Origin of the sequence: Nocardioides ungokensis (assembly GCF_013466985.1) — a bacterium.
Lineage (GTDB): Bacteria > Actinomycetota > Actinomycetes > Propionibacteriales > Nocardioidaceae > Nocardioides > Nocardioides ungokensis.
This window is the reverse complement of record NZ_CP059164.1, coordinates 281,475-293,872: the sequence shown is the minus strand read 5'-3', so window position 1 is coordinate 293,872 and position 12,398 is coordinate 281,475. Positions and strand designations below refer to the sequence as shown.

General features: G+C 72.2%; 7 protein-coding genes and 2 pseudogenes. 5 read left to right on the top strand and 4 right to left on the bottom strand.

The genetic code is table 11. The annotated features are described in order from the left end of the window. Positions 1 to 49: 49 nt before the first annotated feature. The 4 genes from H0S67_RS01435 to H0S67_RS01420 all read right to left on the bottom strand — a co-directional run bounded on the left by H0S67_RS01435 (position 50) and on the right by H0S67_RS01420 (position 4,809). A complete protein-coding gene (locus tag H0S67_RS01435) occupies positions 50 to 790 on the bottom strand; it encodes a VIT1/CCC1 transporter family protein (protein ID WP_180935144.1) in 741 nt (246 codons plus the stop codon). A gap of 62 nt (positions 791 to 852) precedes the next feature. Beyond that, positions 853 to 1,998: an acyl-CoA dehydrogenase family protein gene (locus tag H0S67_RS01430; protein ID WP_180935143.1), complete on the bottom strand. Its 1,146-nt coding sequence runs from the start codon at positions 1,996 to 1,998 to the stop codon at positions 853 to 855. Positions 1,999 to 2,098: 100 nt separating this feature from the next. After that, a complete protein-coding gene (locus tag H0S67_RS01425; protein WP_246355037.1) occupies positions 2,099 to 3,544 on the bottom strand; it encodes an MDR family MFS transporter in 1,446 nt (481 codons plus the stop codon). A 65-nt stretch (positions 3,545 to 3,609) separates the two neighbouring features. After that, on the bottom strand, positions 3,610 to 4,809 hold the full coding sequence (locus H0S67_RS01420; RefSeq protein WP_180935141.1) for an MFS transporter: 1,200 nt from the start codon (positions 4,807 to 4,809) through the stop codon (positions 3,610 to 3,612). Between the two features lie 131 nt (positions 4,810 to 4,940). On the opposite strand from H0S67_RS01420, the gene H0S67_RS01415 reads away from it, so the two are divergent. The 5 genes and pseudogenes from H0S67_RS01415 to H0S67_RS24170 form a co-directional block, all read left to right on the top strand. Further along, the gene (locus H0S67_RS01415; protein ID WP_219635429.1) at positions 4,941 to 5,321 is read left to right on the top strand and encodes an ArsR/SmtB family transcription factor; all 381 of its coding nucleotides are present in this window, start codon (positions 4,941 to 4,943) and stop codon (positions 5,319 to 5,321) included. A gap of 31 nt (positions 5,322 to 5,352) precedes the next feature. Further along, positions 5,353 to 5,430, top strand: a pseudogene (locus tag H0S67_RS27145) (hypothetical protein); the annotation flags it as partial. 64 nt (positions 5,431 to 5,494) lie between these two features. Further along, positions 5,495 to 9,868 (top strand): glycogen debranching protein GlgX, encoded by a 4,374-nt coding sequence (glgX, locus tag H0S67_RS27140; protein ID WP_343050280.1) that lies wholly within the window; start codon positions 5,495 to 5,497, stop codon positions 9,866 to 9,868. A gap of 13 nt (positions 9,869 to 9,881) precedes the next feature. Then, the gene (gene treZ / locus H0S67_RS01400; protein WP_180935140.1) at positions 9,882 to 11,645 is read left to right on the top strand and encodes a malto-oligosyltrehalose trehalohydrolase; all 1,764 of its coding nucleotides are present in this window, start codon (positions 9,882 to 9,884) and stop codon (positions 11,643 to 11,645) included. Further along, positions 11,614 to 12,278, top strand: a pseudogene (locus H0S67_RS24170) (FAD-binding oxidoreductase); the annotation flags it as partial. The gene treZ and the pseudogene H0S67_RS24170, both read left to right, overlap by 32 nt. Positions 12,279 to 12,398 lie beyond the last annotated feature (120 nt).

Sequence of the window (12,398 nt, the reverse complement as noted above, 5' to 3'; positions counted from 1 at the left end):
GAATCCGGCCCAGCTCACCGCCGAATCAGGCCCAACTCAACAAACCGGGTCAGCCGATCTGGGTGCCCAGCGCCGCGCCGATCGCGTAGGTGACGGCCATCGCGAACAGGCCACCGCCCACGTTGCGGTAGACCGCCCGGCGGGTCGGCCCGTAGCCGAACCTCGCGCTCGCCCAGCCGGTGATCCCGAGCGCGACCACGACTGCCAGCACGGTGACCGGCACCCGGTAGCCGGAGGCGAAGAGCACGATCGTGAGCAGCGGGAGCAGCGCACCGACCGTGAACGACAGCATCGACGCCCAGGCGGCGTGCCAGGGGTTGGTCAGGTCGTCGGGGTCGATGCCGAGCTCGGACTCGGCGTGCGCGCGCAGTGCGTCGTGCTCGGTCAGCTCCGTGGCCACCTGGAGGGCGAGCTCCTCGCTCAGCCCCTTGGCCACGTAGATCCCGGCCAGCTCGGCCAGCTCCTCCTCGGGCTCCTCGACGAGCTCGCGGCGCTCCTTCTCCAGCAGCGCGTGCTCGGAGTCGCGCTGGGTGCTCACCGAGACGTACTCACCGGCGGCCATGCTCAGCGCACCGGCCGCGAGGCCGGCCACGCCGGCGACCATGATCGCGGTCCGGTCGCTGGTCGCCCCGGCGACGCCGACCACCAGACCGGCGGTCGAGACGATGCCGTCGTTGGCGCCGAGCACCGCGGCCCGCAGCCAGTTGAGGCGGTTGTTGATCCCGGTGTCGTGGGGCTCGTCCTCATGGGGCCCCACGGTGGCGTCCACGCCGTTGGCGTCGGTGGTCATGCCCCGATCGTCATCGTCCGCGGGCGGTTGCTGCAAGGAAGGCAAGGCTGCGCTATCCCCGCTCACAGGCCGAGGTCACGACCGATGAGCATCTTCATGATCTCGTTCGACCCCGCCCAGATCTTGGTGACGCGCGCGTCCCGCCAGGCACGGGCGACGCGGTACTCGTTCATGAAGCCGTAGCCGCCGTGCAGCTGGACGCAGTGGTCGAGCACGTCGTTCTGCACCTGCGAGGTCCACCACTTCGCCTTCGCGGCGTCGACCGGCGTGAGCTCCTTGCGGGTGTGCTTCATGATGCACTGGTCGACGTAGGCCTGCGTGACCTCGACCTGGGTGACCAGCTCGGCCAGCAGGAACTGGTTGTGCTGGAAGTTGCCGATCGGCTGGCCGAAGGCCTTGCGGTCCTTGGCGTACTGGATCGTCTCCTCGAGGATCTGCGCGGCGTGGGCGAGGTTGGTGATCGCCGAGCCGAGGCGCTCCTGCGGCAGGAACTGCATCATCGAGATGAAGCCGGTGTCGAGCTCGCCGATCAGGTCGTCGTTGCTGACCCGCACGTCCTCGAAGGACAGCTCGGCGGTGTCGGACTCGTCCTGGCCGACCTTGTCGAGGACCCGGCCGACCGAGAAGCCCGGCAGCGAGGTGTCGACTCCGAAGAGCGAGATGCCCTTGGCCTTCTTCTCCGGCGAGGTGCGCGCCGCGACCACGACCAGGTCGGCGCTGCCACCGTTGGTGATGAAGGTCTTGGAGCCGTTGATGACCCAGTCGTCGCCGTCGCGGACGGCCGTGGTCTTCAGGTTGGCCAGGTCGGAGCCGCCGCCCGGCTCGGTCATGCCGATGCCGGTGAGCAGGTCGCCGCTGCAGAACCTGGGCAGCCAGCGCTGCTTCTGCTCCTCGGTGGTGAGGTGCACGAGGTACGGCGCCACGATGTCGGCGTGGATGCCGACGCAGCTCGGCAGGGTCATGTTGACCTTGGCGAGCTCCTCGGTCAGCACGGCGTTGAAGCGGTAGTCACCCGCCTCGGAGCCGCCGTACTCCTCGGGGATCTCGAGGCCGAGGAAGCCCTGCTTGCCGGCGGCCGTCCAGAAGTCCCGGGTCAGCCCGTGGTTGTGCTCGTACTCCTCCAGGTGGGGCACCACCTCACGGTCCAGGAACTCCTTGACCGAGTTGCGGAAGGCCTCGTGGTCCTCGTCGTAGATCTCGCGCGTCATGCGTCGATCCTACTGTCGGGTAACCGCACGGCGAAGGGCTCGTGGTCCGTCTCACCACGCGCCATCGAGGCGTGGGTCCTCGACGCGTCGGCTTCCGACCTCAGCCGGTCGGCTCCACCACCCGGCGCGGCATCATCAGGCCCGCGGCCAGCAGCGCGACGGCCACGACGGCCGACGCCACGAACACCGTGTGCACGGCCGGCTCGAGGACCCCCGGCGGCAGGTGCTGGAGGTCGGGCGTGGCCCCGTGGAGGCGGGAGGCGACCACGGCGTTCGCGATCGCGCCGAAGACCGCGACCCCGACCGAGCTGCCCACCGAGCGGGCGAACATCGTCGCCCCGGTGGCGACGCCGCGGAACTGCCAGGTGACCGAGGACTGGGCCGCGACCACGGACGGGCTGGCGACGAAGCCCAGCCCGATCCCGATCACGAAGCAGGCGGCGGCGAGGTGCCAGACGCTGCTCGAGCCGTCGACGGTGAGCAGGATCGCCGAGCCGGCCACGCCGAAGGCGGCGCCCATCAGCATCGTGGCCCGGAAGCCGATGGTCAGGTAGAACCGGCCGGCGGTGGAGGCGGCGATCGGCCAGCCGATCGTCATCGCCGCCAGCGCGAAGCCGGCCACCACGGCGCCGGTGCCGAGCACGCCCTGGGCGAAGAGCGGGACGTACGACGACAGCCCGAGCATCAGCACCCCGACGACCAGCGCGCCGATGTTGGCGGCGTTGAGGACCCGGTTGCCGAAGACCCACAGCGGCAGCACCGGCTCGACGGCCCGACGCTCGACCAGGACGAAGGCGACCAGCAGCACGGCGGCGACCACGAAGAGCACCACGCTGGTGGGCGAGGACCAAGCCCACCGGACGCCACCCTCGAGCAGCCCGAGCAGCAGGAGCACCCCGCCGACCGACAGCAGGCCGGCCCCGAGGTAGTCGATGTGGTGCCGCTTGCGCTCGACCTTCTCGTGGAAGCTGCGCCACAGCGCCCAGGTGGCCGCGATGCCGATGGGCAGGTTGACGAAGAAGATCCAGCGCCACGACAGGTAGTCGGCGAAGACGCCGCCCAGCGTCGGCCCGACCAGCGAGGAGGCGGCCCAGACGCTGGCGATGTAGCCCTGCACCTTGGCCCGCTCCGCGGTCGAGTAGATGTCGCCGACGATGGTCATGCCGACGGGCTGCACCGCCCCGGCGCCGAGGCCCTGGACGGCCCGGAACGCGATCAGCGCGCCCATTCCCCAGGCGATGCCGCACAGCAACGAGCCGAGCACGAAGAGCGCGATGCCGACCAGCATCACCGGCTTGCGGCCGAAGAGGTCGGCCAGCTTGCCGTAGATCGGCACGGAGACGGCCTGCGCGAGCAGGTAGACCGAGAACAGCCACGGGAACTGGGTGAAGCCGCCGAGGTCGCGGACCACGGCCGGCACCGCGGTGGCCAGGATCGTGGCGTCGATCGCCACCAGCCCGGTGGCGAGCATCACGGCGAGGAGGACGGGGCCGCGCTCGCTGCGCAGTCCCACCGAGGCGCGGGTGATCGGCGCGGTCGAGGTCACGTGGCGTGGCAACAAGGGTCGGTGCGGGGTTGTTCCCGACGCGGCCGACGCTCCGGCGCGCGGGCTCATGCCGCCACCGGCACGCGCGCGCCCCGGACACCCAGGGAACCTGCGACCACGCAGACCCCGGCAACGGCGAGGGAGAACCACGGGAACACCGCAGCCAGGCCCCAGGTCGTGGCCGCCCACCCGGCCAGGATGGTCGGGACCGCGAGCGCGGAGTAGGCCAGGACGTAGTAGGCCGACATCACCTCACCGCGGTGTCCCGCCGGGACCACGCTGCCGAGGTGGCGCAGGCTGCCGCCGAAGGCGAGGCCGAAGGAGAGCCCCATCAGCACGGCCGCGGCGCCGACCAGGCTCGCGTGGTGGCTGTCGAGCGCCGCGACGCTCAGCAGCAGCGCCACCGCGGTGCCGAAGTCCCCGACCACCGCGGCCCGGCGTGCCACCACCCGCCCGGTGAAGGCCTGGGCGATGGCGCCGGCACCGGCCATGGCCGCCACCACCAGGCCGCCGAACACCAGCGAGTGGATGCCGGTGGAGACACCGGCGAAGGCCGGGAAGAGGGAGAGGTAGACCCCCAGCACCGACCAGGCCGCCATCACGCCGAGCACCGCGAAGCGGAAGTCCCCGGCAATGGCGGCGGGCACGCGGGGCCGGGAGAGGCGCAGCCGCCCGGACGCGCGGCCGGTCCGGCCCCCGTGGGGCTCACCCATCGCCACGAGGCCGACCAGCAACCCGGCGATCACCACGGTGACGACGGCGTAGGGGACGACGTACGGGTCGGGCCCGAACTGTGCGAGGACGGACGCGCCGAGCACGGTCACCGCCATCCCGACGTTGAGCATGATCCCGGTCAGGTGGCCGGTGCGCTGGCCGTGCTCGGGGCGCAGGTCGAGCAGCGCGGCGCTGCCCGCGACCACGGCGGTGCCCACCGCGGCGCCGTGCAGCACGCGCGCCACGAACAGCGCGGTCACCCCACCGGCCGTCATGAAGACCACGAGGCCGGCGATCATCGTGACCGCCGCGCCCAGCAGGAGCGGCTTGCGCCCGAACTTGTCCGAGGCCGGGCCCGCGACCAGCACGGCCACCAGCGCCGCTACGGCGTACGCCGCGAAGACCAGCGTGGTGGTGATCGGCGCGAGGTCCCAGCGCCGCTCGTAGAGCGCGTACAGCGGCGCCGGGGCGCCCGAGACCCCGAGCGAGGAGGCGAGCAGGGTGATCAACAGGGGGTAGGCCCAGGGCTGCCGGGCCGGTGCGGTGCGCATGTCGACTCCTCGGTGAGATGCTAGGTTCGATGCCGATCGAACTCTCGGTTCGATGTACGTCGAACCAGCCGCCCGTCCGGAACATTCCCGGGCATGTCCGGGACGTCCCCGACGTTGGGAGGACCATGACCGTGAGTCCCGCTCCGCAGGCCGCCGCCACCACGCGACCCGACGACGTCCTCCCCGTCGCCGGGCTGCTCGAGGTGCTCGAGGCGCTGGCCGACCCGGTGCGCCTGGAGATGGTGCGCCGCCTCGACCCCGACGGGACGCCGGCGCCGTGCGCGGCCCTCTACGACGGTGTCGGCAAGTCCACCGCGAGCCACCACTTCAAGATCCTGCGCGAGGCCGGGTCATCGAGCGCAGCGTGGTCGGCGGCAAGACCCACCACGCCCTGCGGCTCGACGCGGTCGAGGATCGGCACCCCGGCCTGCTGCGCGGCGTCCTGGCCAGCCGCTACTGACCCCTCGTGGTTTGATCGTTCCAACATCGGGTATCGATCAGCCGGACCGTGATGTGCGGGGGGAATAGGTGGGAGAAGCCTTGATGGAGATCTGGCCGGGATCGGCGTACCCCCTCGGGGCGACGTTCGACGGGAGCGGCACCAACTTCGCGCTGTTCAGCGAGGTCGCTGACCGCGTTGAGCTGTGCCTCTTCGACGAGGACGGCAAAGGAGACCCGCGTCGAGGTGACCGAGGTCGACGCCTACGTGTGGCACTGCTACCTGCCGACGGTGCAGCCCGGCCAGCGCTACGGCTACCGCGTGCACGGCCCGCACGACCCGGCCCGCGGCCTGCGCTGCAACCCGAACAAGCTGCTCATGGACCCCTACGCCAAGGCCACCAGCGGCGAGATCGAGTGGGACCAGTCACTCTTCGGCTACGACTTCGGCGACCCGGACTCGCGCAACGACGACGACTCCGCGGCGTACATGCAGAAGAGCGTCGTGATCACGCCGTTCTTCGACTGGGAGGGCGACCGCCGCCCCGACATCCCCTACAACGAGTCCTTCATCTACGAGGCGCACGTCAAGGGACTAACCGAGCTGCACCCGGACGTCCCCGAGGAGCAGCGCGGGACGTACTCCGGCCTCGCGCACCCCGCCGTCACCGAGCACCTCACCAAGCTGGGCGTGACCGCGATCGAGCTGATGCCGGTCCACCAGTTCGTGCAGGACAGCACGCTGCAGGAGAAGGGCCTGCGCAACTACTGGGGCTACAACACCCTGGGCTTCTTCGCCCCGCACGCCGACTACGCCGCGAACCGCGAGCACGGCCAGCAGGTCCAGGAGTTCAAGTCGATGGTCAAGGCGATGCACCTCGCGGGCATCGAGGTCATCCTCGACGTGGTCTACAACCACACGGCCGAGGGCAACCACCTCGGCCCGACGCTGAGCTTCCGCGGCATCGACAACGCGGCGTACTACCGCCTCGTCGAGGACGACGAGCAGTACTACATGGACTACACCGGCACCGGCAACACCCTCAACGTGCGCCACCCGCACTCGCTGCAGCTGATCATGGACTCGCTGCGCTACTGGGTGACCGAGATGCACGTCGACGGCTTCCGCTTCGACTTGGCCGCGACCCTGGCCCGGGAGTTCTACGACGTGGACCGGCTGGCGACGTTCTTCGAGCTCGTGCAGCAGGACCCGGTCGTCTCCCAGGTGAAGCTGATCGCCGAGCCGTGGGACATCGGCCCCGGCGGCTACCAGGTCGGCAACTTCCCGCCCCAGTGGACGGAGTGGAACGGCGCCTACCGCGACACCGTGCGCGACTTCTGGCGCGGCGAGCCGTCGCTCGGCGAGTTCGCCTCGCGCCTCGCGGGCTCCTCGGACTTCTACGAGCACTCCGGCCGCCGGCCGGTGGCCAGCATCAACTTCGTCACCGCCCACGACGGGTTCACGCTGCGGGATCTGGTCTCCTACAACGAGAAGCACAACGACGCCAACGGCGAGGACAACAACGACGGCGAGAGCCACAACCGGTCCTGGAACCACGGGGTCGAGGGCCCGACCGACGACCCCGAGGTGCTGCAGGCCCGGGCCCGGGAGCAGCGCAACTTCATCGCGACGCTGCTGCTCAGCCAGGGCGTGCCGATGATCCTGCACGGCGACGAGCTCGGCCGGACCCAGGACGGCAACAACAACACCTACGCCCAGGACTCCGAGATCAGCTGGGTGCACTGGGACCGGGCCGACACCCCGCTGGTGGAGTTCACCGCCGCGGTGTCCCGGCTGCGCAAGGAGCACCCGACGTTCCGCCGCAAGCGGTTCTTCACCGGGCAGCACCGTGCGCACCGGCGACGGCGAGCGGCTCAACGACATCGTCTGGCTGCACCTCGACGGCCGGCCGATGGAGGACGCCGACTGGAACGGCGGTTCCCAGGCGATCGGGATGTACCTCAACGGCAACGGCATCGCCGGCCTCGACGAGCGCGGGCAGGCGATCACGGACGACCACTTCCTGCTCTACTTCAACGCCGACGGGCCTGCCGAGGTGACCCTGCCGCCGGACGAGTACGCCGCCGCGTGGGACGTCGTCATCGACACCGGGGGCGGGGCCGACGACGCCTCGACCCACCAGGCCGGCAGCACCTTCCCCCTCGAGACCCACAGCGTGGTCGTGCTGCGCCAGCACAGCGCGCCGGAGGCCGAGATCGACCACTCGGTGGCCGCCTCGGTCGCCGCGCAGGCCAAGCGGGGTTGAGCGGCGGCATGCGCGTCCCCGTCAGCACCTACCGGCTCCAGATCAACACCGAGTTCGACCTGTTCGAGGCTGCACGTCGCCTGCCCTACCTGCACGACCTCGGCGTCGACTGGGTCTACCTGTCGCCGCTGCTGGCGGCCGAGCCCGGCAGCGACCACGGCTACGACGTCGTGGCGCACGACCGGGTCGACGCCTCCCGTGGCGGCGCCGAGGGCCTGGCCGCCCTCTCGGCCGAGGCGCGCCGGCTGGGCATGGGCGTGCTCGTCGACATCGTGCCCAACCACGTCGGCGTCGCCACGCCGGTGGAGAGCGCGTGGTGGTGGGACGTGCTGCGGCTGGGCCGCGACTCGGCGTACGCCCCCGCCTTCGACGTCGACTGGGCCGCCGGCGACGGCCGGCTGCGGGTCCCGGTGGTCGGCGACGACGACCTCGGACCCGACGGGCGGATCGCCCACCTGGCGGTCGTCGACGGCGAGCTGAGGTACCACGACAACCGGTTCCCGATCGCGCCCGGCACCGCCGACGATGGCGCCGACGCCGACACCGTGCACGGCCGGCAGCACTACGAGCTGGTCGGCTGGCGCACCGCCGACGACCGGCTCAACTATCGCCGGTTCTTCGCCGTCAACACCCTGGCGGGGATCCGGGTGGAGGAGCCGCGGGTCTTCGAGGAGTCGCACGCCGAGATCCGGCGATGGTTCGACGAGGGCCTGGTCGACGGGCTCCGGGTCGACCACCCCGACGGCCTGCGCGACCCGAAGCGCTACCTCGACGACCTTGCCCGGCTCACCGGCGGCGCCTACGTGCTCGTCGAGAAGATCCTCGAGCCCGGCGAGGAGCTGCCGACGTCGTGGGCGACCGCCGGCACGACGGGGTACGACGCCCTGGCCCACATCGACCGGGTGCTGACCGACCCGGCCGGCCAGGAGCCGCTCGACGCGCTGGAGGCCAAGCTGCGCGGCACCCCGGTCGACTGGCACGAGATGATCCACGGCACCAAGCGCGACGTGGCCGACGGGATCCTCCAGGCGGAGACGCGCCGGATCGTCCGCGAGGTCCTCGTCGCTCTCGACGGTCGAGAGGCCGACGAGGAGGCGCTCCGAGACGCGGTCGCCGAGCTGCTCGCCTGCTTCCCGGTCTACCGCTCCTACCTGCCCGAGGGGCGCGAGCACCTCGACGCCGCCTTCGCCTCGGCACGCCGGCACCGCCCCGACCTCGCCGCGACCCTCGACCTGCTCGAGCCGGTGCTGGCCGACCCGGACGCCGAGCCCGCGAAGCGGTTCCAGCAGACCAGCGGCATGGTGATGGCCAAGGGCGTGGAGGACTGCGCGTTCTACCGCTACTCCAGGCTCACCTCCCTCAACGAGGTCGGCGGCGACCCGAGCGTCTTCGCGATCCCGGTCGACGAGTTCCACGAGCAGATGGCCCGGCGGCAGGCCGAGTGGCCGCACGCCATGACGACCCAGTCGACCCACGACACCAAGCGCGGCGAGGACGTCCGGGCGCGGCTCACCGCGCTGGCCGAGGTCCCCGACGCCTGGGCTTCCGCACTGGAGCGTCTGCTCGAGCTGGCGCCGGTCCCCGACCCGGTCTTCGGCAGCCTGCTGTGGCAGGCCGTGCTCGGCGCCTGGCCGGCCGCGCCCGACCCGGACCTGCGCGACCGCCTGCACGGGTACGCCGAGAAGGCGATGCGCGAGGCCGGCGACCACACCACGTGGACCGCCCCCGACCAGGCCTACGAGGACGCCGTACGCGCCGCCGTCGACGCCGCGCTCGACGATGCCGGGGTCGGGACGGTGCTCACCGGGCTCCTCGACGAGGTGGCGGGTGCGGGCTGGAGCAACGCGCTCGCGGCCAAGCTCGTCGGCCTCACCGTGCCGGGCGTGCCCGACGTCTACCAGGGCAGCGAGCTGTGGGAGCAGAGCCTCGTGGACCCGGACAACCGGCGCCCCGTCGACTTCGACGACCGCATCGACCGGCTCGGGGCGATCCGCGAGGGGGCGAGCACCCCCCTGACCGACACCGCAGACGACCCCGGCACTGCCAAGCTCCGGGTGGTTCGGGCCGCGCTGACGCTCCGGCGCGAGCGACCCGACCTGTTCGCGTCGTACTCCCCCGTGCCCGCCACCGGCGCGGCTGCCGACCACGTCCTCGCCTTCGACCGCGGCGGCGCGGTCACCGTCGCCACCCGGCTGCCGATCGGCCTGGCCGCGCGTGGCGGCTGGGCGACACCGCGCTGGGGCTGCCCGAAGGCCGCTGGCGCGACGTGGTCTCCGACCGCGTGGTCACCGCTGCCGACGGGCGGCTGCCACTGGCCGAGGTGCTCGCCGACCTGTCCGTGGCGCTGCTGGTGAGGGAGGACTCGTGATGCGCGGACCGTTCGACGTCTGGGCGCCGCGCCCCTCCCGGGTCCGGCTCTCCCTGGGCGAGGAGACCGTGGACATGGTCCGCGCCGACGGCGGCTGGTGGACCCCGGCCGAGGCGATCCCGGACGTGTGGGACCAGGACGTCGACTACGGCTACCTGCTCGACGACGACCCGGACCCGCGCCCCGACCCGAGGTCGCGGCGGCAGCCCGGCGGGGTGCACGACCGGTCGCGCACCTACCGTGCGGACTCCCACGCGTGGGCCGACCGCGGCTGGACCGGCCGCCAGCTGGCCGGCTCGGTCATCTACGAGCTGCACGTCGGCACCTTCACCCCCGAGGGCACCCTCGACGCGGCGCTGACCCGGCTCGAGCACCTGCGCTCGATCGGCGTCGACTTCGTGGAGCTGCTGCCGGTCAACGCGTTCAACGGCACCCACAACTGGGGCTACGACGGGGTCGACTGGTTCGCGGTGCACGAGGGCTACGGCGGCCCCGCGGCGTACCAGCGCTTCGTCGACGGCTGCCATGCCGCCGGCCTGGGCGTGATCCAGGACGTCGTCTACAACCACCTCGGACCGTCGGGCAACTACCTGCCACTGTTCGCGCCGTACCTCAAGAGCGGCGCCAACACCTGGGGCGACCTGGTCAACCTCGACGGCGAGGGGTCGGCGGAGGTGCGCCGCTACATCCTCGACAACGTCCGGATGTGGCTGGAGGACTACCACGTCGACGGGCTGCGGCTCGACGCCGTGCACGCGCTGGCGGACGAGTCCGAGCCGCACCTGCTGGAGGAGATGGCGATCGAGGTGGCCGCGCTGTCGGCCCACCAGCGCCGCCCGCTCACGCTGATCGCGGAGTCCGACCTCAACGACCCGCTGCTGATCACTCCCCGCGAGGCGCGGGGCTACGGCCTCGACGCGCAGTGGAGCGACGACTTCCACCACGCGGTGCACGTGGCGCTGACCGGAGAGGTCGGCGGCTACTACGCCGACTTCGCGCCGCTCGGCGCGCTGAAGAAGGTGTGCGAGCGGGGCTTCTTCCACGACGGCACCCACTCCTCCTTCCGCGGGCGCGACCACGGCGTGCCGATCGACACCGATGCGATGCCGACCTGGCGGCTGGTGGTGTGCAGCCAGAACCACGACCAGATCGGCAACCGGGCGATCGGCGACCGGCTCACCGAGACCCTCGACGACCACCAGCTCGCCTGCGCGGCCTTGCTGACGCTGGCCGGCCCGTTCACACCGATGCTCTTCCAGGGCGAGGAGTGGGCGAGCTCGTCACCGTTCCAGTTCTTCTCCTCCCACCCGGAGCCGGAGCTCGGCAGGGCCACCGCGGAGGGACGGATCAAGGAGTTCGAGCGGATGGGCTGGGACCCCGACGTGGTGCCCGACCCGCAGGACCCGGCGACCTTCGAGCGGTCCAGGCTGGACTGGACCGAGGTCGGCGAGGGACGGCACGCGCGGATGCTCGAGGTCTACCGTCAGCTGGCGGCGCTGCGTCGCAACCGGCCCGAGCTGACCGACCCGGCGTTCGGGTCGACCTCGTGCCGCGTCGACGAGGATGCGCGGCTCTTCCGGATGCGCCGCGGATCCCTGGAAGTGGTCGTCAACTTCGCCGACGCCGACACCACCGTCGACCTCGACGGCTGCCCCGACGGCCGCCGAGAGCTGCTCTTCGCCACCGGCGACGGGATCGCCCTCGACGGCACGCGACTCGCGCTGGTCGCGCATGCGGGTGCTCTGGTCGACACCGCGTCATGATCGACATGTGACGTCCCCGAGCCCCGGCTGGACGCGCCGCGGTGTCCTGGCCGCCGGCGCGGCCGGGGTGGTGTCCGCCTGCACCCCGAGCCACAGCTCGTCGCCACCCCGGGCGCTCACGTCCACGCCGTCCTCCCCCACCGCGGTCGGCGCCGCGCGGGTGACCGACGCCGCCTGGTCGCGGCTGGCCCGGCACGTGTCGGGCACCCTCGCGCGGCCCGGGGACGCGTCGTACGACGCGGTGCGGCTGGTGGAGAACCCGCGGTACGACGCCGCCCGGCCGCTCGCGGTGCTGTCCGTGGCCTCGGCGCAGGACGTGGCGACGGCGCTGGCCTTCGCGCAGGACCACGGCGTGCCGGTGGCGCTGCGCTCGGGCGGGCACAGCTATCCGGGCTGGTCGGCGGGCGACGGCGACGGGGTGCCCCGCTCGCTGGTCCTCGACTGCCGGCCGCTGTCGCGGGTGTCGCTCGGCTCCGACGGCGCCGCGACGATCGGGCCGGGTGCCGCGCTGGCGCACGTCTACGACGTGGTCGGCTCGCACGCCGGGCGGTCGCGGGCGGCTCCTGCGCGACCGTCGGGGTCGGCGGCCTCACCCTGGGCGGCGGGGTCGGGGTGCTGGTCCGGGCGATGGGGCTGACCTGCGACGCGGTCACCTCCATGCGCGTGGTCACCGCCGACCGGCGGGTCCGCACGGTCACCGCCGACGAGGACGGCGACCTCTTCTGGGCGCTGCGCGGCGGGGGCGGCGGGCAC